24 protein-coding genes are annotated in these 23,809 nt (G+C 66.0%); 15 read left to right on the top strand and 9 right to left on the bottom strand.

Going from position 1 to position 23,809, the window contains the following annotated elements:
• Nucleotides 1-77: 77 nt before the first annotated feature.
• The 5 genes from JYK05_RS25705 to JYK05_RS25685 all read right to left on the bottom strand — a co-directional run bounded on the left by JYK05_RS25705 (nucleotide 78) and on the right by JYK05_RS25685 (nucleotide 5,401).
• Nucleotides 78-1,061 (bottom strand): spore coat protein U domain-containing protein, encoded by a 984-nt coding sequence (locus JYK05_RS25705; RefSeq protein WP_206470659.1) that lies wholly within the window; start codon nucleotides 1,059-1,061, stop codon nucleotides 78-80.
• Between the two features lie 44 nt (nucleotides 1,062-1,105).
• Complete coding sequence (locus JYK05_RS25700) at nucleotides 1,106-3,463, bottom strand: fimbria/pilus outer membrane usher protein (protein ID WP_241270107.1); 2,358 nt, start codon at nucleotides 3,461-3,463, stop codon at nucleotides 1,106-1,108.
• Between the two features lie 84 nt (nucleotides 3,464-3,547).
• Nucleotides 3,548-4,273: a molecular chaperone gene (locus JYK05_RS25695; protein WP_175945836.1), complete on the bottom strand. Its 726-nt coding sequence runs from the start codon at nucleotides 4,271-4,273 to the stop codon at nucleotides 3,548-3,550.
• Nucleotides 4,274-4,386: 113 nt separating this feature from the next.
• Entirely contained in the window at nucleotides 4,387-4,893 is a 507-nt protein-coding gene (locus JYK05_RS25690) for a spore coat U domain-containing protein (RefSeq protein WP_175945838.1), read from the bottom strand.
• A gap of 229 nt (nucleotides 4,894-5,122) precedes the next feature.
• Complete coding sequence (locus tag JYK05_RS25685; protein ID WP_175945840.1) at nucleotides 5,123-5,401, bottom strand: hypothetical protein; 279 nt, start codon at nucleotides 5,399-5,401, stop codon at nucleotides 5,123-5,125.
• A gap of 435 nt (nucleotides 5,402-5,836) precedes the next feature.
• Here JYK05_RS25685 and JYK05_RS25680 point away from each other — a divergent pair, with 435 nt between their 5' ends.
• Nucleotides 5,837-6,895 carry an NAD(P)-dependent alcohol dehydrogenase gene (locus tag JYK05_RS25680; protein WP_175945842.1) on the top strand — a complete coding sequence of 353 codons (1,059 nt, stop codon included), beginning with the start codon at nucleotides 5,837-5,839 and terminating at the stop codon, nucleotides 6,893-6,895.
• Nucleotides 6,896-6,909: 14 nt separating this feature from the next.
• On the top strand, nucleotides 6,910-7,728 hold the full coding sequence (locus JYK05_RS25675) for an AraC family transcriptional regulator (RefSeq protein WP_206470658.1): 819 nt from the start codon (nucleotides 6,910-6,912) through the stop codon (nucleotides 7,726-7,728).
• Nucleotides 7,729-7,734: 6 nt separating this feature from the next.
• Here the strand turns inward: JYK05_RS25675 and JYK05_RS25670 are convergent, their stop codons facing one another.
• Nucleotides 7,735-8,169, bottom strand: a complete 435-nt coding sequence (locus JYK05_RS25670) for a DUF2000 domain-containing protein (RefSeq protein ID WP_206470657.1) — start codon at nucleotides 8,167-8,169, stop codon at nucleotides 7,735-7,737.
• Nucleotides 8,170-8,363: 194 nt separating this feature from the next.
• Between JYK05_RS25670 and JYK05_RS25665 the strand changes: the two genes are divergently transcribed.
• From JYK05_RS25665 to JYK05_RS25635, 7 genes are all read left to right on the top strand, one after another.
• The gene (locus tag JYK05_RS25665; RefSeq protein WP_206470656.1) at nucleotides 8,364-9,704 is read left to right on the top strand and encodes a hypothetical protein; all 1,341 of its coding nucleotides are present in this window, start codon (nucleotides 8,364-8,366) and stop codon (nucleotides 9,702-9,704) included.
• Nucleotides 9,705-9,847: 143 nt separating this feature from the next.
• Nucleotides 9,848-10,195 carry a hypothetical protein gene (locus tag JYK05_RS25660; protein WP_206470655.1) on the top strand — a complete coding sequence of 116 codons (348 nt, stop codon included), beginning with the start codon at nucleotides 9,848-9,850 and terminating at the stop codon, nucleotides 10,193-10,195.
• Between the two features lie 38 nt (nucleotides 10,196-10,233).
• Nucleotides 10,234-10,899 (top strand): MarC family protein, encoded by a 666-nt coding sequence (locus JYK05_RS25655; protein WP_206470654.1) that lies wholly within the window; start codon nucleotides 10,234-10,236, stop codon nucleotides 10,897-10,899.
• A 98-nt stretch (nucleotides 10,900-10,997) separates the two neighbouring features.
• Nucleotides 10,998-12,743, top strand: a complete 1,746-nt coding sequence (gene araD, locus JYK05_RS25650) for an L-arabinonate dehydratase (RefSeq protein ID WP_241270106.1) — start codon at nucleotides 10,998-11,000, stop codon at nucleotides 12,741-12,743.
• 16 nt (nucleotides 12,744-12,759) lie between these two features.
• On the top strand, nucleotides 12,760-13,494 hold the full coding sequence (locus JYK05_RS25645; RefSeq protein WP_206470652.1) for a ribonuclease activity regulator RraA: 735 nt from the start codon (nucleotides 12,760-12,762) through the stop codon (nucleotides 13,492-13,494).
• 437 nt (nucleotides 13,495-13,931) lie between these two features.
• Nucleotides 13,932-15,203 carry an MFS transporter gene (locus JYK05_RS25640; RefSeq protein ID WP_206470924.1) on the top strand — a complete coding sequence of 424 codons (1,272 nt, stop codon included), beginning with the start codon at nucleotides 13,932-13,934 and terminating at the stop codon, nucleotides 15,201-15,203.
• Nucleotides 15,204-15,248: 45 nt separating this feature from the next.
• Complete coding sequence (locus JYK05_RS25635) at nucleotides 15,249-16,307, top strand: LacI family DNA-binding transcriptional regulator (RefSeq protein WP_206470651.1); 1,059 nt, start codon at nucleotides 15,249-15,251, stop codon at nucleotides 16,305-16,307.
• Between the two features lie 4 nt (nucleotides 16,308-16,311).
• On the opposite strand, the gene nudC is transcribed toward JYK05_RS25635, so the two are convergent.
• Nucleotides 16,312-17,241, bottom strand: a complete 930-nt coding sequence (nudC, locus tag JYK05_RS25630) for an NAD(+) diphosphatase (RefSeq protein WP_206470650.1) — start codon at nucleotides 17,239-17,241, stop codon at nucleotides 16,312-16,314.
• Nucleotides 17,242-17,466: 225 nt separating this feature from the next.
• On the opposite strand from nudC, the gene JYK05_RS25625 reads away from it, so the two are divergent.
• Entirely contained in the window at nucleotides 17,467-17,808 is a 342-nt protein-coding gene (locus JYK05_RS25625) for a hypothetical protein (RefSeq protein WP_206470649.1), read from the top strand.
• Nucleotides 17,809-17,830: 22 nt separating this feature from the next.
• On the opposite strand, the gene JYK05_RS25620 is transcribed toward JYK05_RS25625, so the two are convergent.
• On the bottom strand, nucleotides 17,831-18,355 hold the full coding sequence (locus JYK05_RS25620) for a response regulator transcription factor (RefSeq protein ID WP_206470648.1): 525 nt from the start codon (nucleotides 18,353-18,355) through the stop codon (nucleotides 17,831-17,833).
• Nucleotides 18,356-18,612: 257 nt separating this feature from the next.
• Here JYK05_RS25620 and JYK05_RS25615 point away from each other — a divergent pair, with 257 nt between their 5' ends.
• From JYK05_RS25615 to JYK05_RS25600, 4 genes are all read left to right on the top strand, one after another.
• Entirely contained in the window at nucleotides 18,613-19,272 is a 660-nt protein-coding gene (locus JYK05_RS25615; RefSeq protein WP_206470647.1) for a glutathione S-transferase family protein, read from the top strand.
• A gap of 26 nt (nucleotides 19,273-19,298) precedes the next feature.
• Entirely contained in the window at nucleotides 19,299-20,009 is a 711-nt protein-coding gene (locus JYK05_RS25610; RefSeq protein ID WP_206470646.1) for a DUF899 family protein, read from the top strand.
• Nucleotides 20,010-20,133: 124 nt separating this feature from the next.
• Nucleotides 20,134-20,829 (top strand): septal ring lytic transglycosylase RlpA family protein, encoded by a 696-nt coding sequence (locus tag JYK05_RS25605; protein ID WP_206470645.1) that lies wholly within the window; start codon nucleotides 20,134-20,136, stop codon nucleotides 20,827-20,829.
• Nucleotides 20,830-20,926: 97 nt separating this feature from the next.
• Nucleotides 20,927-21,988, top strand: a complete 1,062-nt coding sequence (locus JYK05_RS25600) for a phytoene/squalene synthase family protein (RefSeq protein ID WP_206470644.1) — start codon at nucleotides 20,927-20,929, stop codon at nucleotides 21,986-21,988.
• On the opposite strand, the gene JYK05_RS25595 is transcribed toward JYK05_RS25600, so the two are convergent.
• The gene (locus JYK05_RS25595; RefSeq protein WP_206470923.1) at nucleotides 21,966-22,787 is read right to left on the bottom strand and encodes a LysR substrate-binding domain-containing protein; all 822 of its coding nucleotides are present in this window, start codon (nucleotides 22,785-22,787) and stop codon (nucleotides 21,966-21,968) included. The two genes, JYK05_RS25600 and JYK05_RS25595, sit on opposite strands and share 23 nt — an antisense overlap.
• Before the next feature lie 138 nt (nucleotides 22,788-22,925).
• Between JYK05_RS25595 and JYK05_RS25590 the strand changes: the two genes are divergently transcribed.
• Nucleotides 22,926-23,795, top strand: coding sequence for an alpha/beta fold hydrolase (locus JYK05_RS25590; RefSeq protein WP_206470643.1), 870 nt, complete (start codon nucleotides 22,926-22,928; stop codon nucleotides 23,793-23,795).
• The last annotated feature ends 14 nt before the right edge of the window (nucleotides 23,796-23,809 follow it).

Raw genomic sequence — 23,809 nt, 5'->3', positions numbered from 1 at the left:
GATGGCGGACAGCGTCTTCATGATGCCACGTCGCGAGAAAATGCGGTGGCGGCCGCAACAGGCGCTGCTCTTCGCGCTCAAAAGCTGACTGTCGCTGTGATGGTGTCTGAGTAGGTGCCGGGCGGCTTCGATGGTTGAGCCGGCACCTGACCGTAGACAACAAACGATTGCGACGAGCCGACGCCCGTCCCCGTGTTCGTCGTCGTGCCGTTCGTGCCATCGCCCCACGGCTGAGTGCGGGCCGCGTCGGTGTATAGCTGGTAGTCGACCGTCGCGGCGCCCGATTGAAGCCCTAGCTTGCGCATCGCGACGGTGCCGCCGGCTGTCGTGCCGCCGTCCAGTGCAACGGTGTACGGGGCGCCGGAGACGCACGTCACTTGCACGGTGCTCGTCGCCAGAAGCGGCTGGTTCAGCAGACTCGCCGCGGGAAAGGCGAGCGGCGCCGCGACGATGTTGCAGTCCGCGACGAGGTTCGCGGAAAGCGTGAAGCTCGTTCTCCCGCTAGGACTGATGAAGCTGGTGCAACTCGGCGGCGTGCCCGTGTAGCCCGAGTAGGCGAAGAGCGTGTCGTTGGTCGTGAATGTCAGCGTATAGCTGCCGACGGTGGCCGAAAGCTGATTCGCGTCGACGCGGCCATACATCGTCACATTGGTGGATGCGCTTCCCGCAGTCACGGGCAAATCCAGCTGGACGAGCGGCGGCGATCCCGACGAATAGTACGAGCCCCATGCCGTTTGATGCGACGCGTCGGAATAGATGTTCGCTGTCAGCTTGTTGCCCGACGGTCCGCTCAAAGAGCGCTGCGTGAAAGTGGTACCTGCAGGCGCGCCGAGGCTCAGGCACAGCCTCACGGTCGCCGTCGAAAAGCCGGTGCAACTGACGCCGAGCGTTCCGGCCGCGTCGGCGGGCACGCCGCTGATCGTACTCACCGCGCCGAAGCTGATGTTGCTCGTGGTGAACGTACAGCTTTGCGACCACGCGATACGCGGCAGCACCGCCAACAGCAACGCGCAGAGCGCTAGTCGCCTCCAGTCGAGCGTCCGTCTCGCGGCATCATGCATAGCGTGCGTCCTTGGGATCGAGATTCGGCATAGGCCACGGCGCGTCACGGTTTTCTCGTCGCGCGGCACGCGATCGGACCGAGCTGCGGCATCGTCCGTGCCGTCGATGGATCGAAGGCCACGTCGGCCGCGCAGTCGATGCTCTTGCCGTGGATGGTAACCGCGTTCATCGCGGACAACTGTTCGAAGAAGGCGACACCGTCATAACCGACGACTGCCGACGCGCCCGTGTCCGTCACCGTCGCGATGCTGCCGGGCGGGATTGCATTGCCATCGGCATCGACGAAACTCACCGACGCGCCTCGATAACGGCTCAAGCCGAAGCGCGCCAGCACGCCGGCACGCCGCTCGGGCGCGACATCCATTTGTGTCTTGTCGATCATCGTGTCGGCCGGTAAAGCAAGCGGGTCGATGGCGAGCTGATTGCGCTGATATGACAACAGGTCCGGCACGAGCAGGTAGCCGTCGCGGTTGGTCACGCCGACGACGCGGTTCTCCTGCAGCACGGGCACACGGGCGACGCCGTCCGTCGAGACGAGCGCGAAGCCGTCGCCAAGCGAGCGCGAGGCCAGAACGGTGCCGTCCATTGCCACGATCGCGCCCGCTGCTTGCAACGTGCTCGTCGTGGTGCCATTGAAACGCTGCGCCGTCGCCTGGAAGTCGCCGAAGCTCGCGCGGTAATTCGCGCCGGCAAAGGCATGCCGGTAATCCGCGCCCGCGCCGCCCTGCACCGCCCAGCCCCATCCGCCCGTGAAGTCGGCCGGGCGCGACGCGCTGACATCGGCTGTCGTATGGCCGCCGGATTGCGAAACGGTCGCGCTCGCGGACGCATTGCCGCCCAGACTCAGCGTCAGACCGATCGATCCGCCATAGACGTTGGTCTGCAGGAAGTCGCGAAAGACGCTCGCGAAAAGCGACCAGCGCGCGCCGAGCTGCGCGTTATAGGCGAGCGTGACAACGCGCGCATGGCCCGAGAACGTATCCTTCGAGTCGATATAGCTGACGCTCGCCGACTGCGTGCGAAAGAGCGCCACGGACGCGGTCGCCTGATAGAGGTGTTCGAAGGTCGATGCGCCGCCGAGCGACGCGATGTCGCGATAGCCGCTCGTCGCGCGCGTGCCTTGAACGTTCACCGAGAAGCGCGGGCCGATATATTGATAGCCGAGACTCGCGAGCGCGCCCGACTCGCCGTTCCCGTTGCTGCCCGCCACCGCGGCGCTTAATGTGCCCCGGTTGCCCAAAGCCAGGACCGCGCCGCCGCCGCCGTTGCGCAGATCCTTTGCCGCTTCCGCGTGCGCCTGAAGCGTAAGGCTGTCGCTCATTCCGTAGTTGAAGGTGCCGCTGAATACGGGCGACGAGTCGTACGACCAGGATCGCAGCGTGTAGTCGTTGCGAAGGAAACCGAACTCGACGGAGTAGTCGAAGAGGCCCTTCGCGAGCAGGCGCGTGTCCACATAAAGGGGCACGCTCGTGGTCACGCGCCGGCCCAGCGCGTCGGTGACGACGACCTGCGCGACGCCCGCGCCCGTCAGGCTCGGCGCCTGCGCGATCTGAAACGGACCCGGCGCCACGTCGCCGCTGTATTGCCGCAGCCCGTTGATGTACAGATCCACCGCTGAGGGCACGGCGGCGGAGCCCGTGAACATCGGCAGCGGGAACGTGATGAGGTCGGGACGAAGCGCGAAGTCGCGCCGAATCTGAATGCCCCCGAAGCGAACTGAACGCGACCAGGCCAGCGATCCGGAGATGGCGTCGCCTACCGTCAGCGAGAAGAGCTTCGTGGCGTCGGTGTACGTCCAGTTCGTGTCGAGGCGCGTATAGCGGTTGAGATCGGTGCCGTTCAGGTACGTGCCCGTGTTGTCGAACACGCCGAACGGCGAAAACAACCGCTGCTCGCTCCAGACGCCGAACTGATCGCCATGCACTTCGCCCGACGAGCGTTGATACGTCGCATCGTAATTGAGGACGAAGCCGGTGCCCGGCGTCGCCTTCGGCACGGCGGGCAAGCGGTAGCCAATTTGTTGAGCGATCTGCCGGTCCTTGGCGACTTCGAGCACGGCTTGCTGAGTGCGTGCCACGTAGGTCGCGTGCACGCCCGGTATCGACGCAAGCGCGACCCAGCCATCCGCGCCGGGCTTGACGTCATCCACGCGAATGCCCGCGTTGACCAGCGATTGCGGTTCCGCATAGAGCTCGCCGCCGCGCAATTCGAAGCTCGAAGGTTCGCCCTGGCTCGTCCCATTGACGACGATTTCGAGCACCAGCGATTCTGTCGCCGGCGCAGCCAGAGGAGCGGCTCGCGAAGGCCTGCTGCCGGTGAGACTCGGTAACGCGGCCGGACTGCCGCCTGTTATATCGACCTGCGCGACGGCCGATTGCCCGATGACCGACAGTGCGAACACGACCCGGATGCGGCGGCATCGCCGGCTCAGTCGTGTTCGACGTTTGTCGCGCGCGGCGCTCACGGCGCGGCCCGAAGCGGCGAGTCAGCGCGAACCGCTGCCGACGAGCGGCGCCTTCACGCCGTTGCCGTTTACCGTGGCGGTCACGTCGCCGCTTCGTCCGTGCAATTGCCCAGCGACGCTTGTCAGCGGCCATGAGCGCGTACGGCCGGGCAGCACGTAGCCTAGCAATCCGGCCGCGACAGGCACGCTGGCCCCGGAGACCGTGAGCGAGACCGCGCTCAAGCGCGCGTGCGTCTGTCCGGTGTTGGATACGCGAAGAAAGGGCTGCCCGCTCTTCTCGACAATCGACCAATGCAAGTCGGGCGGCGTAGCCTCGCCCGCTGGCGCAACGAAGAGCGGCACCGAATATCGGAAACGAAACTGCACGCCGTTGCGTCCGCTGCTGCCTTCCGGCGGCAGTTCGTCGATCAACAGCCTGTATGAGCGCTCGCGTTCCGGAGCGGCGCGGTCGGCGCGAATCACGCGGATGACTTGCTGGCCGCCCGCAGGGATTTCGGCGATGGGAGGACTGGCGAGCAGGTCGCGCGTTGGACTGAGGCGGTCCTCTTCGTCGGCCTGGTCCCAATCGAATGCGCGCACTTGAGCGTGAATGGCGACGTCGCTGTCGTTGCGCAGATTGAGCACCTTACCGGCTTCCGTAGCGTCCAGTGCAATTGAAACCGGCGAAATCTGTAACGATGCCGCCTGCGCCGACGTGACCTGAAACATTGGAAAGACGAGCAAGGCGAGAGCAAGCAGTCGACGCATGAGTCGCCTCCTTTTTGGGCGTCCGGTCTCGCCTCATCTGATATAACGCGCGCTGCACAAGCGCAAGCGCCTCGCATGAGCGAGGCGCCTGAAACATCTACAACGGGTGTCGATCAGAACACGACCGTGGCCGTGACGGTGGACGTGTACGTGTCCGCGGCGGGCGTCGCTTGTGCCGGGACGCGGCCGAAGACGGAGATTGTCTGCGCGCTGCCATTGCCGACGCCCGAAACGGTGTCGCTGCCGACCGTTTGGCCCCAGATCTGCGTGTGCGCCGAGTCGCGGAAGAGGTTGTATTGCACGGTGCCCGTGTTCGCCGCGTTCTTGAGCGTGCGGGCGGGGATAGTCGATCCGGCCGGGCTGCCGGCGTCGAGCGCGACGTTGTACGGCGTGCCGACCGTGCAGGTCACGGCGAGGTTCGTCGACTGATCGATGTTGCTCGCAATGACGCCCGTGGACCCGAAGTTAAGCGGATTGGCGGCGATGGAGCAGTCGTCCTGGATGGTCAGCGTCACCTGGAAGGTCGCCGTCTTGCTGGCTGCAAAGAGACTGGGCGACACGCCAAACGCTGTGCTGGCGATCAATGCAACGACTGCGGCTTTCTTGAACACGCTTTTCATGCTGACTCTCTCTAGTGGAAGACGATGGAAAACTGTGCTGTCCGGTCTTCGCGATTCCGAACAGCTTCGACGGACACACAGATTAGTGAGAGAGAACTTCAGAATGAATGAGACGGCTCCTAAATTGAGATGGGGCACGGCGGCGCCACGGATCACGTTTGCCTTTCCGTGACGCGCGCTTCAACGAGTTACAAGCAAGGCGGCGCGGCTTCGGCGCATGCGGGCCGCTTCAATGCGCCACCGCCATGGCCTTTTCCAACGCCGCGATGCCGAACCGCTGCATGATGAAGCTTTGCAGCACCAGGTAGAGGTCCGACTCGCGCGGCCGCGTGCCCCATCGGCTATTGCCGGCGACCGACGCAACCGTGAACCACGAATGCGGCGGAAACAGTTCGACGCGCAGCACGTCGCGCTCCAGAATCCGCAGCCGTCCCGTGTCCGGGTGGAACTCGGCGCTGACTGCGCCGGTCGGCAAATTGATGCTCACCGTCATGGCATTCGCTTTCATCGTGGTCCTCCTCGTGTCGCGTGTGTCGCGTGTGTTAGGCCGGCCGCGTGCATGGCGTCCGGCTCTCTCTCTCGATCGTAGGACGCACATGACGAGCGCCACTGTCTTGCGCCGCTCGCAAGGCGCCGTATTGGCTCCCACGCAACGGCGAAATCCGACGCGCCAGCGCCGCGAAATCGCCCTGACTACCGCGGACTCCACCGTCTCAGCAAAAATATTCCGATAGGCATACAGTAACGAGGCTGCGCGCCGCCGCCGAAGTATCGGCGGGATCGGCAAGAACGGAGCAGCGGCTCGGCAGCACGGCGGCGAGCGTTCGCTGCCACACATAAAAAGCCCGCGCGACCCGTGCGCACACGTCTTTTCAGCCGCGCCTTCCCACCGCGTGAAGGCGCCGGCACCCTGTCCACGCATCAAGATCAAGAGGAAGCGACCATGTTCAAAGCCTATTCCTATGCAGCGTCCGCAGCCGACAAGCCGCTCGGCCCGCTCGAGATTCAACGCCGCGATGTCGGCCCGAACGACGTGCGTATCGACATCCTCTTCTGCGGCGTCTGCCATTCCGATCTGCACATGGCGCGCAACGAATGGGGCGGCACCAACTATCCGGTCGTGCCGGGGCACGAGATCGTCGGGCGCGTGACGGAAGTCGGCTCGGACGTGACGAAGTTCAAGGCGGGCGATCTCGCGGGCGTCGGCTGCATGGTGGACTCGTGTCGCGTCTGCGAGGCGTGCAAGGAAGGTCTGGAGCAGTATTGCGAAAGCCCGGAGAGCTTCGTGCAAACCTACAACTCGCCGGACAAGAAGTCGGGCGGCGTGACGTACGGCGGCTATTCGACGTCCATCGTCGTCGATGAAGCCTTCACGCTGCGCGTTCCCGAGAATCTCGAACTGGCCGCGGTCGCGCCGCTTCTGTGCGCGGGCATCACCACGTACTCGCCGCTGCGTCACTGGGGCGTGAAGCAAGGCGATAAGGTCGGCATCGTCGGTCTGGGCGGCCTCGGCCACATGGGCGTGAAGCTGGCTGCCGCGATGGGCGCGCATGTCGTGCTCTTCACAACGTCGCCGAGCAAGATCGAGGATGCGAAGCGTCTGGGCGCGCATGACGTCGTCGTGTCGAAGGACCCGGACCAGATGGCCAAGCACGCCAACAGCTTCGACTTCATCCTGAACACGGTGGCCGCTTCGCACGATCTCGACCAGTTCATCACGCTGCTCAAGCGTGACGGCACCATGACGCTCGTGGGCGTGCCGGAGCATCCGCATCCGTCGCCGTCGGTCATCAACATGATCTTCAAGCGCCGGTCGCTGGCGGGCTCGCTCATCGGCGGCATCGCGGAGACGCAGGAAATGCTCGATTTCTGCGGCAAGCACGGCATCACGTCCGATATCGAGATGATCCGCATGGACGAGATCAACACCGCCTACGAGCGCATGTTGAAGAGCGACGTGAAGTACCGCTTCGTGATCGACATGTCGACGATCGAGCGGTAACCGAGCGCCCGCGAATGGCCGCGAACGCCCGTCCCACGTCGGACACGCGCATCTGGCACGCGCCCGATCTCGGCGCGGATCTGCTGCGCGGGCGTTTCGCGGACTTCGCCTACGACGTTCACGCGCACGATACCGCCTGCTTCGCGCTGCTCACGGGCGGCGCGATTCGCATCCGCATGCGCGGCACCGAGTTCGTCGCGCGGCGCGGCGATCTGTACGCCATCGATGCCGACGAGCCGCACGCCGGCTGGCCCGTCGACGGCGACGGCTGGACGCAGCGCACGCTGTATGTGGATGTCGCGCATCTGCTGGAGTTGACCGGCGAGAAGCGCGCGGGCGGGCTCATTGGCCCGATCATCCGCGATCCGGCGTTGAGCATGGCGCTTCAGGACGTGCATCGGTCGTCGGAAGTGCGCGGTTCGTCGCTGTATCGCGACGAGCGGTATCTGTCGTTCGCGGCGCGGCTCGCGCAACGTCACATGAAGCAGACCACCGCGCTGCGCGAGACGAACGAGCCGCGCGCGATTGTCACGGCGCGGCGCTTTGTCGAAGATCGTCTCGCCGACCCGCTGCGTCTGCACGAAATCGCGGCGGCGGCCGACTTGCCGCCGTATCGCCTGTTTCGCGCGTTCAGTCGCGAAACCGGCATGACACCGCACGAATACCAGCGGCAGGCGCGCGTGCGCCGCGCGATGGCGCTCATCCGGCGCGGCAATGCGCTCTCCGATATCGCCGCCGAGACCGGCTTCGCGGATCAGGCGCACTTGACGCGCACGTTTCGCCGCATGCTCGGCGTGACGCCCGGCGCGTACAAGGCGGCGACGCGCGGCTGACGCGCATCACTTCAACAGGCCGAGATTCGCGACGGCCTTGCTCACCGGCTTTCTGTCGCCGATCAGCGCGACGCCCACGTAACGCAGCGCGTCGGTGGCGACGGTGGCGACGGCGTCACGGAACGCGGCGTAGTCCGTCGTCTGCTGGCCTTGCTCGGGGAATGCGACGACATCGCAATCAGCGGCGAGCGCCTTGCCGCGAATCGTGGCGAGCTCGTCCTGACTGGCCGCGAGCACCGCGATGCCGACGGGAATCAGCCCCGGATGCGCTACGCCGGACGCATCGACGAGCGGTTCGCCGACGAGCGCCGGGTGCCGCTGCCCGATGGTCAACGCGAGCACCGCCGCCGCGTTCGCGGCTTTGCCCGCGGGCAGCGCGCGGTCCACCACGATCACGCAGCGTTGCGCTCGCGCGCTGGTTTCTGTCGTCTCGCTTGTCATAGAAATTCCCCTTCGGTTGGCAGAAAGCGAAATTGTCGCGGCGCGCGCGCGCGGCGTCTTGAATCCTGTTGCACGCGCGGACGATACGAGTCAGCGCCACGTCACGCAGCATGAAACAAAGTGTCCAGCCGCTTGCCCGAGCCCCGAATGCGAACGCAGAATCGGTGATTGCCTGCATCCCTCATCGAGCTTTCATGACGACCCGAGTCATCAGTTTCTTCGCGAGCCGGGACGCGCACGCGTCGTTCGAGAACCACCGGCGCTATTGCGCGCATCGCGGTTACGCGCAGGAGTTCGTCGATGCGAGCGGCATCGGCTGGACGCATCTGCGCATGCTGCTGAAGTTCCAGACGCTCTTGCGCGCGCTGCGCGCCGCTGCCGACGGCGACTTCGTGCTGCTGCTCACGCAGGACTGCCTGATCGTGAGCGATATCGCTTGCGAAACGCTGATGGCCGCCGCTGAATGCGACACGCTGATCGTCTCGATGGGCGACGCCGCAAGCGATACCGTGATCGGCGCGTTCCAGCTTTGGCGCAGTACGCCTGCGTCCCGCGCGCTTGCCGAACGCCTGTGCGCGGGCGCGCGCTTCGGCGGCGCGCTCGCGAGCGAGTCGGCGCTCTTGCGCATGACGGCGCCACTCGGCTACATGACGCAGATCGACGGCGCGCATGCCGTCGTGCCCGCCGCGTGGCATATCGATCCGATGTGGGCGCGGCTGCGCGTCTTCGCCATCGCGCTCGCCGATATTCCGGACGCGCCGCCGAACGAGGCGGTCCACGCCGATCTGCGCGATCTGATCGCGTCGCACGTGAACGCGTGTCGGGCGAAGGGCGAGGCGTATCTGACGCTGCCTGCTTCAGATATCGCGGAGGACGCCTACGAGGCGCTGCGCCCGGAAGCGCCCATCGCGCTTGCCATGCTGTACACGCCGAACATTCGCGCGTATGGCGCTATCGCCGAGCGCAATCTGCGGCGCTACTGCGCGCGCCACGGCTATGCCTTGCATCTTTATCGCGATATCCCGCCCGAATCGCCGCACGGCGCGAGCGGCAACTGGCTGAAACCGTGGGTGCTGCGCCGGCATTTGCCTCAGCACGAATGGGTGTTCTGGATCGACGCGGACGTGCTCGTGCTCGATCAGTCGATGCCGCTCGAACGTCTGCTTGACCACCGCGACCGTCTGATCGCGATGGACATGAGCTGGCAGTTCAACTCCGGCATCATGGGCTTTCGGCGCACGCAGGCGAACTTCGACGTGCTGGGCGAAGTGGAGCAGGCGATCGGCGGCGTGACGGACAAGTCGTCGACGTACGCGAGCGGCGGCGATCAGGACACGTTCATTCGAGTGCTCACGCGTCACGGCATGGCAGGCGATGCGGAACTCGTCGACTGCATCACGCTAAACACGCCTTATCAGCTTCAGCGTGCGGACAGTTTCATGGTCCACTACATGCACATGTGGCCGTCGCTGCGCGCGCTCGCCATGCATCACGGCGACCTCGCCAGTCAAATGCTGACCGAGCGCCGCCCATAGCGGCAGACGGCGTTTGCCGCGACGCAATATGCTGAAATGCCACGAGAACCTAGTCGTTACCGCATTGCAGAGGCCGAGGCCGCCACCGTGCGGGCGCATCCGGTGAAGTAAAATGCCAGCCTCCTTCCTTTATACGGCGACGCATGTTGCGCAAGGCCTGGCGCGGAGAAGAACGTTTCTGGAAAGTCTGGTGGCTACTCGGCCTGCCTATCCATCTCGCATGGTGGGCGGTGTACTTGTACCTCTGGGGCAGCGGCGTTGCTCCCGAAGCGTTTTTGCTAATTACCATCTGGTTCTGGCCCGGCACGCTGGGCCTGTTCGCCGCGTGCGGCGCGCTTTATCTCGCGTGGTGCACGGCGGCATGGCGCTGCTCGGGTAACGTCGACCGGCGCATGTGGACGTACGTGGCGCGCGTGCTGATCGGCGTGGGGCTCGGCTCGTTTCTGACCGAGTGCGCGCTGATTCTGACCGCGCCCCTGGTGTCCGGCTGAGGACGGATAACCGAATCGACATCCACGACCTATCGAGCATGATCAACGAATTCGTCAAGACCGTGCTCGTGATCGTTGCCGGGCTTTTTCCGATCATCAATCCGCCCGCGGTCGCGCTCGTCGTGTTGAGCATGCTGCCGCATATCAGCGATGCCGAGCGGCAGGAGCTCGCCCGGCGCATCTCGTTGAACAGCTTCGTGATTCTGCTGGTGTCGCTGTCAGTGGGCGCGTACGTGCTCAACTTCTTCGGCATCTCCATCCCGGTGCTGCGCGTGGCGGGCGGCATCGTGGTCTCGATGGCGGGCTGGAGTCTCCTTCAGGCGCCGGACGAAGACGCTTCCGCCGAGCCCGCGCCCAAGCCACGCAGCGGCGCGTCGCTGCGCGCGAAGGCGTTTTATCCGCTGACGCTGCCCATCACCGTCGGCCCGGGCTCGATTGCGGTGGCCATCGCACTCGGCACTGGCTCGCCGCGCCACGGCTTGCAGCCGGTTCATATCGTCGGCGTGACGGTCGGGCTTCTGCTGCTGTGCGCGAGCATCTACGTCTGCGTGCGCTTCGCCGGCTATCTGGAACGGTTGCTCGGCACCGTCGGCACGCAGGTCGCCATGCGGCTCTTCGCGTTCGTCATCTTCTGCATCGGCGTGCAAATTCTCTGGCTCGGGCTTTCCGAATTGCTCGGCTCCGTGCATCTTGTGAGCAGATAGGACTCTGCCGTTCGTAAAAACCCCAAGCGACGCTCGCCGATGATAACGCTACCATCGCGGGCATTGAAATGGTAACGCTACCATCAAGGAGACATCGCTTGACCTACGATCCCACGAAACGCAAGACGCCCGAGGAACTGCGCAGCCATCGCTGGTACGGCGTGAACGACCTGCGCTCGTTCGGGCACCGCTCGCGCACCGCGCAGATGGGCTATCACTCGTCCGATTACATGGGCAAGCCGGTCATCGCCGTGGTCAATACGTGGAGCGAGATCAACTCGTGCCACACGCACTTCAAGCAGCGCGTCGAGGAAGTGAAGCGCGGCATCTGGCAGGCGGGCGGCTTTCCGGTGGAAATGCCCGTGATGACGCTCGCGGAGCCGTTCCAGAAGCCGACGACCATGCTCTATCGCAACTTTCTCGCGATGGAAGTGGAAGAACTGCTGCGCTCATATCCGTTCGACGGCTGCGTGCTGATGGGCGGCTGCGACAAGACCACGCCCGGCCTGCTGATGGGCGCGATCAGCATGGACCTGCCCGCCATCTATCTTCCCGCCGGCCCGATGCTGCGCGGCGACTGGAACGGCCGCACGCTGGGCAGCGGTTCAGACACGTGGAAGTACTGGGCGGAACTGCGCGCGGGCAAGATCACCGAGGACGAGTGGAAGGGCGTCGAAAGCGGCATCGCGCGCTCGCCGGGTCATTGCATGACGATGGGCACTGCGTCCACGATGACGAGCGCCACCGAAGCGCTCGGCCTCACGCTGCCCGGCTTTGCGTCGATTCCCGCCGTTGACTCGCGGCATGCGCAGTATGCGTCGCTCACCGGGCAGCGCATCGTCGAGATGGTGTGGACCGATCTGAAGCCGTCCGACATCCTCACGCCGAAGTCGTTCGACAACGCCGTGACCACGGTGCTCGCGATGTCCGGCTCGACGAACGCGATCGTGCATCTGGTGGCGGTCGCGCGCCGCGCGGGCGTGCCGCTCACGACCGCGCGCTTCGACGAACTGTCGCGCGTGACGCCGGTTATCGGCAACCTGCGGCCGGCCGGGAAGTATCTGATGGAAGACTTCTTCTACGCCGGAGGCCTGCGCGCGATGCTCGCCGAACTCGGCGATTTGATCGATGGTTCGCAACTAACGGTCAATGGCGCGACGCTCGGCGAAAACATCGCGGGCGCCGAAATTTTCAATGACGACGTGATTCGCCGGCTTAGCAATCCGCTCGTGCCGAACGACGGCCTCGCCGTGCTTACCGGCAATCTCGCGCCCGATGGCGCCGTCATCAAGCCGGCGGCGATGGAAGCGCATCTGCTCAAGCATCGGGGGCCGGCGGTCGTGTTCAAGGACTACGGCGACATGGCCGCGCGTATCGACGACGAAGCCCTCGATATCACCGCCGATTCCGTGATCGTCCTTCAGCACGCGGGACCGGTCGGCGCGCCGGGCATGCCGGAGTGGGGCCAGTTGCCGATTCCGCAGAAGCTGTTGAAGCAGGGCGTGCGCGACATGGTCCGGATCTCGGACGCGCGCATGAGCGGCACGAGCTACGGCGCGTGCGTGCTGCATGTGGCGCCGGAATCGTTCGTCGGCGGGCCGCTCGCGCTGGTGAAGGACGGCGACATCGTCGAACTGGACGTGCCCGCGCGCCGCCTGCATCTCGACGTCAGCGACGAGGAACTCGCCGCGCGCAAAGCCGCCTGGACGCCGCCGAAGCGCCCGTTCGAACGCGGCTTCGGCGTGATGCATCAACTGCATGTGACGCAGGCGAACAAGGGCTGCGACTTCGATTTCCTCGAAGAGAAGACGGCCGCGTACGGCGGCGAGCCGGAAATCCACTAATAACGATACCCACACCATGACGACACAAGACATCGCCATTTCCGACGAAACGCTCGACTTGCTGCGCCACGTCAGCACCGCGACGCTCACGACGCAGCTCTTCAAGCGCGGCCTGCGCAACGTGTTCCTGCAAGGCGTCGCGCCGCTCGTGAAGCCCGCGAAGGGCGCGCCGAATCTCGTCGGTCCAGCCTTCACGCTGCGCAACATTCCGGCGCGCGAAGATATCGATCACGTCGGCGTGTTTCAGGACCCGGATCATCCGCAGCGCAAGGCGGTCGAGAGCGCGCCGCCGGGCAGCGTGCTCGTGCAGGATTGCCGCGGCGATCGCACGGTGGCATCGACCGGATCGATTCTCACGACGCGCCTGAAGGTGCGCGGCGTCGCGGGGATGGTGTCGGACGGCTGCGTGCGCGACAGCGGCACCATCGGCGAAATCGGGCTGCCGCTTTTCTGCGCGGGCGCGAGCGCGCCGCTCAATCTGGCCAAGCATCACGCGGTGGACATGAACGTGCCGATCGCGTGCGGCGGCGTGGCCGTGTATCCGGGCGATATCGTCGTCGGCGATGTCGATGGCGTCGTGATCGTGCCGCGTCACATGGCCGAGCAGGTCGCGAAGGATGCCGCCGAGCAGGAACTGCTCGAAGAGTTCGTGACGACGCGCGTGGAAGCGGGCGCGCTCTTGCGCGGCACGTATCCGCCGAATGAGGAAACGCTCGCGGCGTATGCCGAATGGCGTAAGACGCGGGCGTAGCAGGCGTGAGTTTGTTGGCAGCATGCGTGTCCGAACCCGCGCCGAGCGGCGTGGGTGGCGGATCGCGTCGCATCTGACGGCGCAACCGGCCAGCGCCCGGCGCGGCGTGAACGTGTGCGGTGGAGCGAAAACGGCAGGCGGCAGTCTTGCATTGCACTGCAGTCACGCACTGAAGCGCGCCGCTCAGCCGACCGCTCGGCTTCGGTCCTGCCATTGAACAAATCAACTCGCTATCGATGAGACTGCACCGGACCCGGCCACCGTGCACGGAACCGCAATAGAAGCTAAAGCGCCAACCGCAGCAGACACCAAAGCGCCACCCGCAGCCCCGACCGCCCCGCCTTGGAGACACCGTGAACACCCGATCGCCGCTTTCCCGCAACGCGCCGTTGACCGTCGACGAGCCGCGTCTCATCAACCGCCTCGCGTGGCGGTTGATGCCGCTCGTCGGCCTGCTGTATCTCGTCGCGTATATCGACCGCTCGAACATCGGCTTCGCGAAGCTGCAGATGCTCGGCAGCCTGGGCATCTCCGAAGTGGCGTACGGGCTCGGCGCGTCGCTGTTTTTCATCGGCTATCTGATCTTCGAGATTCCGAGCAACGTGCTGCTGCACAAGTACGGCGCGCCGCGCTGGATCGCACGGATCATGCTGACGTGGGGCGTCGTCACCATCCTGCTCGCGTTCACCACGAACGCGACCATGTTCTACATCCTGCGGTTCTTGCTCGGCGCGTCGGAGGCGGGGCTGTATCCCGGCGTCATCTATTACCTGACGCTGTGGTTTCCGCAGCGGCATCGCGTGCGCATGCTCGGGTATTTCACGCTCGGCAGCAGCATCGGCAACATGGTCGGCGCGCCGATCTGCGGCTACCTGCTCGACAAGGCGTGGTTCGGCTTGCAAGGCTGGCAGCTGGTGTTCATCGTGACGGGCGTGCCGTCGGTGCTGCTCACGGTGGTCGTGCTCTTGTGGCTGCCGGCATCGCCGAAGAAAGCGCGCTTTCTCTCCGACGACGAAAAAAGCTGGCTCGACGCCACGCTCGAAACCGAACGCCAGCAGGCGAAAAAAGCCGAGACGAGCCACGCGAACGTCATGCGCGTGCTGACCGAGCCGCGCGTGATCGGCATGGCGCTCTACTACATGATGCTGTCGATGTCCGTCTACGGCGTGAGCTACTGGCTGCCGACGCTGGTGAAGGGCTTCGGCGTGTCGAACACGACCAACGGCCTGCTCAACATCGTGCCGTGGCTCGCGGCGACCGTCGTGCTGGCGTGGCTGCCCGCGAAGCTGCGCGCGGCGAACGGCTCCGACCGCCGCACGACCATGGCGATGCTGACGGCCGCACTGCTCGGCGTCGTCTTCTTCCTCGCGAGCGTGTTCCTGCCGACCAACACGCTGCGCTTTATCGCGCTATGCCTCGGCGCGCCGTGCATGTACTTGCTGCTGCCATGCTTCTGGACGATTCCGCCGAAGTTCCTCACCGGCGCGCGCGCGGCGGCGGGCATCGCGGCGATCAATTCGCTCGGCAATGTCGGCGGGTTCATCGCGCAGAATCTCGTGCCGTGGGTGCGGCAGACGAGTGGCAGCGTGAAGGCGCCGATGCTGATTCCGGCTGCGTGCCTGATGATTTTCGCCGTCGTGACGATGCTGCTGATGCGGCGCGGGAACACACGCGGCGACGCGGCCGTCGATGCGCCCGTGAAGGCCTAAAATGGCGCGCTTTCTCCGATCCGCCTCTGATGCGTCAATCCATGCATGACCAAGCTCGCCGACATCTCTGACGACGCCGCAAAGGCGGGCGCCGCGCCGCGCCGCACGCGCGGCACATCGAAGGGCGTGCGCATCACGGACGTGGCGGCGTCCGCGGGCGTCTCTCCGATCACCGTCTCACGCGTGTTCAACGCGCCGGATACAGTCGCGCCCGAGACGCTCGCCCGCGTGCGCCGCGCGGTGAGCGAGCTCGGTTACGTGCCGAACCGGCTGGCGGGCGGCTTGTCGTCGGCGAAATCGCGGCTGATCGCGGCCATCGTGCCGACCGTCGCGCATTCGCTCTTCTCGGAAACCGTGCAGGTGTTCAGCGATACCATGTCGCGCGCCGGCTATCAGGTGCTGCTCGGCCTGTCCGGCTACAGCGACGAAAACGAGGATCAATTGCTCGACGCCGTGCTGAGCCGCCGTCCGGAAGGCGTGTTGCTGACGGGCGTCGCGCATACGCCGACGCTGCGCGAACGGCTGCGCAAGATCGGCATTCCGATTGTCGAGACGTGGGACATGACCGACGACCCGATCGACATGCTCGTCGGCTTTTCCCACTATCGGATCGGCGCGGCGGTGGCCGAGCGCTTCGTCGCGCGTGGCGCGGCGCATCCGGCGCTCGTCTGCGCGACGGATCAGCGCGCGCTCGCGCGGCGGCGCGGCTTCATCGACACGCTCGCTTCGCACGGCATGCGCGACGTCGCCGATGTGCTGATGCCGCCGCCTTCGTCGGTGGCGCTCGGGAAAGACGCGCTGCGGCGCATTCAGGAGTCGGCGCCCGAGGTCGACGCGATATTCTGCAGCTCGGATCTGCTCGCGCTCGGCGTGGTCTCCGAGGCGCGGCGGCTCGGCCTCGCCGTGCCCGCGCGGCTCGCCGTGTGCGGCTTCGGCGACCTCGACTTCGCCGCGGACACGACGCCCGCGCTCACCACGGTGCGCGTGGATGGCAAGCGCATCGGCGCGACCGCTGCGCGCTGTCTGATCGACCGGCTCGGCGGCGCCGCGCCGGTTGCGCCGGTCGATGTCGGCTTCGAGATCATCGAGCGCGAGACGCTCTGAGGCTTCAGTCGCCTTCGACGAACGCCTTCAGCAAGTGATGCGCGATGGCGAAAGCCTTGGGCGCGTTCAATCCTTGCGGGTGCGTGCCGTCGAGCATCGCGCGGACTTCGTCGCGGCTGAACCAGCGGGCGTCTTCGAGCTCTTTTTCGTCGACGGTGATCTCCGTGCCCGTCGCGCGCGCGAAGCAGCCGATCATCAGCGACGACGGGAACGGCCACGGCTGCGACGCGAAGTACCGCACGTCGGCGCAGCGAATGCCGGCTTCCTCCAGCACTTCCCGATACACCGCGTGCTCGAACGTCTCGCCTGGCTCGATGAAGCCGGCGAGCGCGGAGTACATGCCCGTGGCGAATTGCGGCTGACGACCGAGCAGGCAGCGCTCGCCATCGGTGACGAGCATGATGACCACCGGATCGACGCGCGGAAAGTGCTGCGCGCCGCAGTGGCCGCAGATGCGCCGCCAGCCGGCGCCCGCGCTGTCCGTCGGATTTCCGCAGTTCGCGCAGAAGCGGTGCCGCCGATGCCAGTCCAGCATCGACCGCGCCTCGCCGAGCGCGCTCACGAGCGGCGGCGCGACGAGCCCTTGCATGGCGACCGGGCGCAGTTCGATCGCTTCGACGCTCGCGCCCGGGAGCGCATCGGCGGCGGCCTCGGCGGTCGTATCGACGGTGCAGGCGAAGAGCGCGCGTTGTTCGGCGTCGCGCCCGAGCAGCACGGTCTGCAGCGGCGTGCCGAACTGCGCGGCTTCCTGCGCGAGAAAAAGCGGATCGTGGCCGTCCGTGCGCTTGAACAGCGGCACGTTGTTCACGAAGAGTAGAAAGCGCGTCGCGGCGTCGTCGTTGAGGCTCGCGAGAAACGCTTCGTCGTCGCGCTTCTCGGACATGCGGTCGAGCGGATCTTGCGTGAAACCGATGGCGTCTGGCGGCGTGGGCATGGTGTGTGCGAAGGTCGGCGGCGCGCGCCGGGGAAGAGTCAAGCGAGCATCGTAGCGAAGTTGACGCATCCTTGCTGACGGAGGCGCGGTCGTGGCGACGCGGGCTTTCATGGCCGATCGAAACGTGCGATGAAACCGCGCGCGCCGTTTAGGAATCGTCCGCTGGCGCGTGCCGACGCGCGGCTTCTAGAGTTTCGGTCCCCCCAATTCGGAAAGGAGACGCTCGTGGAGTCGAACGTGACGGTGTCGGTCAACGAGAACGGCCATGCGGTCATCACCCACGCGATGCCGCTCGTGGACTATTGCGTGAAGCGCGCGCAGACGCTGCGCGCGATGGTCGAAGTCGTAAGCAGCGCGCACGGCCATATCGACGGGGCGAGCGAGTGCTCGCCCGCGCTCGCGAAACCGCTGATGGAACTGATCCGCGCTCAAGTCGAAGAACTCGCGCCGCTCTTCCGGGCGCTCGATCAACGCGCGTACGAGAAAGGGTTCGACGACGGCAAGGACGTGAGTTACGCGGACAAGAAGGCGCGCGAGGTCTCGAAGGACGCTTCGCCGTCCGCGTGAGCCGGAAGTCACGCGGGCGAGCTTACATGCGCGCGGCGAGGGTCGTCGCGCTCAGGCGTACTTCGCGATAGATCGTGTTCGGATCAAACGCTTGCGCGCTGCGGCGCTCGTTTTCGAGGCACGCCGCGATGCGCGGCGAAATCACTCCTTTGACGCCCGACAGCACGCGCTCGCAGACGCGCCCGAGATCCTTCAGTTCGTCGCGCGTACTCGCTATGCCGTGTGCGCCCGCGCGCTGCATCGCGCGAATCGCGAGTGGATCGCTGTCGGCAATCAAGGCAACGAGCGGCGTGTGCGGCGCGCATTCGCGCAGCTTGCGCAGGATGCCGAACCTGTCGGCCGCCGGGCGCGCATGCGCACCGAGCGCGCCGCCCACGATCACCAGTTCCCCGTCCGCGTCGCGCAGCTTTGAGAGCAACTGCTCTTCGACCGTCGCGCTCGCGACCACGCGATAACGCTCGCGCGTTTCGAACCACGTCTGCAGTCCCAGCACGATGACCGGCTGCTCGTCTGCGACAACGACCCTTATCTTGTCATTGCGTAACATTTCTTGCCTCGACCCATTGATTGTTTCGTCATTTCCGTGCGAGCGGTTCTCGTGACAGCTTCGCGACGGAACCCCGCACGGTAGCAAAGGCCCAGTCCGGCGACAATGCGGCGCGCGCGGACGCTGCGTCGCACAACAAAATTTTCTCGTTCCGGTGCGCGAAGTTGTCGATTCGCCGCCACGTCGCGCGTCGTCGATATAACCGGCCATGCAGCGCGCCGACCATTCCTATGCGAAGTTCCCAGCGGAGTCCGCCGATGAGTCTGATCCTTTATGCCCATCCTTTTTCGTCGTACTGTCAGAAAGCGCTGATTGCGCTCTACGAGAACGAGACGCCGTTTGCCTGGCGGCCGCTCACGCCCGACGCGCCGCAGTCCATGCGCGAACTCGCCGAGATGTGGCCCATCAGAAAATTTCCCGTGCTGGTCGACGGCGGCAAGCCGGTGATCGAAGCGACGATCATCATCGAATATCTGGACGTGTTCTATCCCGGCCCCGTGCGCCTGATTCCGGACGATCCGCGCGCGGCGCTCGAAGTGCGCTGGATGGACCGCTTCTTCGACAATTACGTGGCCACACCGCAGCAGAAGATCGTGTTCGACTGCATGCGGGCCGAGAATGAACGCGATGCTTGCGGCGTCGCGGACGCACGCGCGATGCTCGACACGTCCTACGCGTTTCTGGACCGCGTGATGGCGAACCGCGAATGGGCCGCGGGCGATGCCTTCAGCCTCGCCGACTGCGCCGCCGCGCCGTTCCTGTTCTACGCGGACTGGACGCATCGGATCGGTGACGTTTATCCGAACGTGATCGCGTATCGCAAGCGGCTGCTCGCGCGGCCGTCGTTCGCGCGGGCAGTCGACGAGGCGCGGCCGTATCGGCCGCTCTTTCCGCTCGGCGCGCCGGATCGCGATTGAGCCGAGTTCAACTCAGGAGAGCCAGCATGACATCACCGACGACGACACGTGTTCGCGCCGCCGACTTGGCGAACCGCGCCAGCATGCGGTTTCCGAACGAAAGCCCCGAATACCGCCGGGCGCGCACCGCGTTGCTCGCGGAGGAAATCGAATTGCGGCGGCACATTGAACGCGTCGCGCAGATGCGGCGCGCGCTGCCGCCCGGCGGCGAGGTGACAGGCGACTACCGCTTCGAAGGCGAGCACGGTGTCGTCGATATGGCCGGTCTTTTCGGCGACAAGCAAACGCTCGTGACATACAGCTACATGTTCGGACCGCAACGCGAGCGCCCGTGTCCGATGTGCACGTCGCTGCTCTCGGCGTGGGAAGGCGAAGCGCGCGATATCGGGCAGCGTGTCGCGCTGGCGGTGATCGCGCGCTCGCCGCTGCCACGGCTCCTCGCCTTCAAGCGGGAGCGCGGCTGGCGCGATCTCAAGCTGTACTCCGATGTGAACGGCGATTTCAGCCGCGATTACCACGCCGTTTCGAAAGACGGCGGCGACGAGCCGGCGCTCAACGTATTCACGCGGCGCGACGGCGTGATCCGCCATTTCTGGAGCGGCGAAATGGATTTCGCGACGGCCGATCCGGGCGAAGATCCGCGCGGCGCGCCGGACCCGATGCCGCTGTGGACCGTGCTCGACATGACGCCGGAAGGACGCGGCACCGACTGGTATCCGAAGCTCGAATACGTCTGAGGCTCCGGCGGCGTATCTGTCAACTTGAGTCATATCTGCGCGACGCGGGTCAACTGCCGCAGCGACATTGCGTTATGGGCGAGCCGGTTCCGGGTGAACCGGCGTTACATGGAGAAGCTCGCTCATGGTCGCAAAGGCATGGATTCGCCGTTCACGCGTGGCCGGTGTCGCATCGGTCGGCGCATGGATGCTGCTGAGCGGCTGCGCGGCACATCGGCCCGCGGTCGCAACGCCGCCGCCGCAGAAAAAACCGCAAGAGGAAAGCGCGCCCGCGGCGGCATCGGCGGTGGATGCGGGGGTTGCGTCGGCGCCCGATGGAGCATCGGCGGCGGCGCCTGAGCCGTCGTCATCGCCCGAAGCGGCCTTCGACGACGCATCGCCTGCGTTCCGGCAAGTCGGCGAGGCGTCGTATTACAGCCGCAAGTTTCAGGGCCGTCGCACGGCGAGCGGCGAGCGGTACGATATGCACGCGCTGACGGCGGCGCATCGCACGCTGCCGCTCGGGACGTATGTGCGCGTCAGCAATCTGTCGAGAACGAAGTCGGTCGTCGTGCGAATCAACGATCGCGGGCCGTTCGTGAAGACGCGCGTGATCGATCTGTCGTTCGCCGCCGCGAGCGTGCTCGGTCTGCAACAGGCCGGACGCGCGCGCGTGGTGCTGGAACCGGTGACGCCCGTCGCGCTGGACCTCGCGCCGACGCACGCAGCGTCGGCTCGCGCCGCTCACACCCGGCAGCATCGCCACACGAAAGCGGCCGTCAAGCCGGTGATGCTGCATATCTCGCATGTCCGGCATCGCGCGTCCGCGCACAAGCACTAGCGCACGAGCGCAGCGAATGCGCTAGCGAAACCGCACGGACGGATACAATGCGGCGGCGCGCACGGCCGCGCGCCTCGCCGAGTCTCCGATCCGACACATGAACCCATCACCCCGCGCGTTTCTGCTGGGCCCGTTGCTGAAGCGCGTTTCCCGGTCTTTCTATCTGACGCTGCGCATCCTGCCGCCCGGCATGCGCGACCCTATCGGACTGGCGTATCTGCTCGCGCGGGCGGCCGATACCATCGCGGATACCTCGCTCGTGGCGCCGGAGCGGCGTCTGGCGCTGCTGCTGTCGTTGCGCGCGCAGGTCAACGGCGAGCCCGACGACGGCGCGCTCTCGCGCATCGAAAGCGAAGTGGCCGGCCAGCAGGCGCAGCCGGACGAGCGCACGCTGCTCGAATCGCTCGGCGCGGCGCTTGCGATCCTGCGCGAGACGAATGCGGCCGACCGCGCCGCCGTGCGCGACATCGTCACGACGCTGACCACCGGCATGGAGTTCGATCTGCGCACGTTCCCCGACGAGACGTCCGGGCAAGTGATCGCCCTGCAACGCTTCGACGAACTCGACCGCTATACGTATCTCGTCGCGGGATGCGTCGGCGAGTTCTGGACGAAGATGACCTACGCGCACAGCCCGGTCACGCTGAAGGCCGCGCCCGACGCGATGCTCGCGCGCGGCGTGCGCTTCGGCCAAGCGTTGCAGATGACGAACGTGCTGCGCGATTGCGCGCGCGATCTGCGCATCGGCCGATGCTATCTGCCCGGCGACATGCTCGCGCGTCATGGCCTGACGCCGACGGATCTGCTCGATTCAAGCGCTTCGGCGGGAGCGCGGCCCGTGCTCGCGGACCTGCTGCGCACGACGCTCGCGCTGTATCGCGATGCGCTCGACTACACCTTCGCCATTCCCGCGAGCGCCGTGCGGCTGCGGCTCGCGTGCCTGTGGCCGATCATGATCGGCCTGGAGACGCTGGTGCTGCTTGCGCGCAACGACGCGTGGCTCGACCCCGCGCGCGTCTCGAAGGTTCGCCGCAACGACGTCTATCGCATCATGGCTGCGTCGCTGCCGCTGGTCGCATCGAACAGATTGGTGCGCGCGTGGGCGTCGCGTCGCATGGGCGCGATCGAAGCGGAACTCAACGCCGCAACTCCGCGATGATGCGCTCCGCCAGAAAATCGCACGGCGGACGCTTCGAGGCCGCGCTGCGCGCGAGCACCACTTCCAGCGCCGCGATTTCCGGCAGCCCGTGCGCCTGCCCGAGCAGCGTGAACCGCGACGGCACCGCGCATTTCGCGAGCGGCGCGACGGCGAGACCGGCTTCGACCATCGTCAAGAGTCCGAGCAGGCTAGGACTTTCGTAAGACGTGCGATAGCCGATGCGCGCCCGCTCCAGACTGCGAATGGCGTTCTCGCGCGCGACGCTGCCGGGCAGAAACACCGCGATCGGCAGCGGCCGCTCGCGCCAGATTTCGTTGGCGCTCGGCGCGGCGGCCCAAACCATCGGCTCGTGTCGCAGGAATTCGCCCGTGATGCCCTTGATGCGCGTCGCGCAGACGAGATCGACCGCGCCGTCTTTCAGCATGGGCGCGAGCGCGGCGCTCGGCAGGCCGACCACTTGAATCTCGACCTTCGGATACGTCGCGGAAAATTTCTTGAGAATCGGCGGAAAGAGCGACGACGCGTAGTCGTCCGGCACGCCGATCACCACGCGCCCGGTCACGTCGGGCCGCACGACCGCCGCCCACGCTTCGTCGCGCAGCGCGATCATGCGGCGCGCGTAGGCGAGCAGCACTTCGCCGTCTTGCGTGGGCACCACGCTGCGCGGCTTGCGCACGAAAAGCGCCTTGCCGAGCGCGGTTTCGAGCGTCTTGATCTGCATGCTCACGGCCGATTGCGAGCGATGCACCAGCTCCGCCGCGCGGCTGATGTTTCCGGTGTCGGCGACGGCGACGATCATCGAGAGAACGTCGAGGTCGAGGGCTTTTACGTTCGTGGTCAAGAGGGCGCGCCATCAGAAAAGCTGAACGGTTCTATCAATATTATGCGATTTTCTTTTGCATCGGGGCGCGGCATAGTGCAGGAAAGGAGCGAACCAATGAACGCGCGTACCGATCCCGCCGTGCTGGCCGCAGTGCAAACCCTGCCCGAACCGTCGTTTGCGACGGTGGCGTCGGGCATCTCCGTGCCTTACGTGGAATGCGGCGAAGGCGAGCCGTTGCTGTTCATTCACGGGTCGCTGTGCGATTTCCGCTGGTGGAGCGCGCAACTGGCGCCGCTCGGCGAAGACTTTCGCTGCATCGCGCCGAGCCTGAGCCACTATTGGCCGGCCGTCGACGCGTACGTACAGGGCGACTTCGGCTGGGAAGCGCACGTCGCGGAAATGGCGGACTTCATCGCCGCGCTGGACCTCGCGCCCGTGCATCTCGTCGGGCATTCGCGCGGCGGCTGCATCGCGTTTCATCTGGCGCGTGAGTATCCGCGGCTCGTAAAGACGCTGACGCTCGCCGACCCGGGCGGTCCGCTGCAAACGTCGGCTCAGGCCGCGCCCGCCGCGCTGCCGCCGGCGACGAACGCGCTGCGCACGCGCGTCGCGGAACTGATCGAAGCCGGCGAGTTCGACGCGGGTCTCGAAATGTTCGTCGATTCGGTCAGCATGCCGGGCTTCTGGCGCAAGAGCACGGAGAGCTTCCGGCGCATGGCGCTCGACAACGCGCTCACGCTGCCGAAGCAGTTTCGCGATCCGCTGCCCGCCTACACGCGCGAGGCGGCGCGCGACATCAAGTGCCGCACGCTTTTGATCGACGGACAGAAGAGTCCGCGCATGTTCCGCAGCAACGTCGAAAAGCTCGACGAGTGGATCGAATTTGCCGAGCGCGAGACGATTGCCGGGGCATCGCACGGAATGAACGTCGCGAGTCCCGGCGCCTTTAACCGCGCGGTGCGGACCTTCGCGGCGGCCTGGTAACGCGCTCACCCGAA

Source organism: Caballeronia sp. M1242 (assembly GCF_017220215.1).
Lineage (GTDB): Bacteria > Pseudomonadota > Gammaproteobacteria > Burkholderiales > Burkholderiaceae > Caballeronia.
The sequence above is the reverse complement of the archived record's forward strand: the minus strand, read 5'-3'. Positions and strand labels throughout refer to the sequence as shown.

Bases quoted from the DNA above. Each gene is read 5' to 3' on its own strand.
- JYK05_RS25705 (WP_206470659.1), bottom strand. From the start codon at position 1,061: ATGCATGATGCCGCGAGACGGACGCTCGACTGGAGGCGACTAGCGCTC.
- JYK05_RS25695 (WP_175945836.1), bottom strand. From the start codon at position 4,273: ATGCGTCGACTGCTTGCTCTCGCCTTGCTCGTCTTTCCAATGTTTCAG.
- JYK05_RS25690 (WP_175945838.1), bottom strand. From the start codon at position 4,893: ATGAAAAGCGTGTTCAAGAAAGCCGCAGTCGTTGCATTGATCGCCAGC.
- JYK05_RS25685 (WP_175945840.1), bottom strand. From the start codon at position 5,401: ATGAAAGCGAATGCCATGACGGTGAGCATCAATTTGCCGACCGGCGCA.
- JYK05_RS25680 (WP_175945842.1), top strand. From the start codon at position 5,837: ATGTTCAAAGCCTATTCCTATGCAGCGTCCGCAGCCGACAAGCCGCTC.
- JYK05_RS25675 (WP_206470658.1), top strand. From the start codon at position 6,910: ATGGCCGCGAACGCCCGTCCCACGTCGGACACGCGCATCTGGCACGCG.
- JYK05_RS25670 (WP_206470657.1), bottom strand. From the start codon at position 8,169: ATGACAAGCGAGACGACAGAAACCAGCGCGCGAGCGCAACGCTGCGTG.
- JYK05_RS25665 (WP_206470656.1), top strand. From the start codon at position 8,364: ATGACGACCCGAGTCATCAGTTTCTTCGCGAGCCGGGACGCGCACGCG.
- JYK05_RS25660 (WP_206470655.1), top strand. From the start codon at position 9,848: ATGTTGCGCAAGGCCTGGCGCGGAGAAGAACGTTTCTGGAAAGTCTGG.
- JYK05_RS25655 (WP_206470654.1), top strand. From the start codon at position 10,234: ATGATCAACGAATTCGTCAAGACCGTGCTCGTGATCGTTGCCGGGCTT.
- JYK05_RS25645 (WP_206470652.1), top strand. From the start codon at position 12,760: ATGACGACACAAGACATCGCCATTTCCGACGAAACGCTCGACTTGCTG.
- JYK05_RS25640 (WP_206470924.1), top strand. From the start codon at position 13,932: ATGCCGCTCGTCGGCCTGCTGTATCTCGTCGCGTATATCGACCGCTCG.
- JYK05_RS25635 (WP_206470651.1), top strand. From the start codon at position 15,249: ATGACCAAGCTCGCCGACATCTCTGACGACGCCGCAAAGGCGGGCGCC.
- nudC (WP_206470650.1), bottom strand. From the start codon at position 17,241: ATGCCCACGCCGCCAGACGCCATCGGTTTCACGCAAGATCCGCTCGAC.
- JYK05_RS25620 (WP_206470648.1), bottom strand. From the start codon at position 18,355: ATGTTACGCAATGACAAGATAAGGGTCGTTGTCGCAGACGAGCAGCCG.
- JYK05_RS25615 (WP_206470647.1), top strand. From the start codon at position 18,613: ATGAGTCTGATCCTTTATGCCCATCCTTTTTCGTCGTACTGTCAGAAA.
- JYK05_RS25610 (WP_206470646.1), top strand. From the start codon at position 19,299: ATGACATCACCGACGACGACACGTGTTCGCGCCGCCGACTTGGCGAAC.
- JYK05_RS25605 (WP_206470645.1), top strand. From the start codon at position 20,134: ATGGTCGCAAAGGCATGGATTCGCCGTTCACGCGTGGCCGGTGTCGCA.
- JYK05_RS25600 (WP_206470644.1), top strand. From the start codon at position 20,927: ATGAACCCATCACCCCGCGCGTTTCTGCTGGGCCCGTTGCTGAAGCGC.
- JYK05_RS25595 (WP_206470923.1), bottom strand. From the start codon at position 22,787: ATGATCGTCGCCGTCGCCGACACCGGAAACATCAGCCGCGCGGCGGAG.
- JYK05_RS25590 (WP_206470643.1), top strand. From the start codon at position 22,926: ATGAACGCGCGTACCGATCCCGCCGTGCTGGCCGCAGTGCAAACCCTG.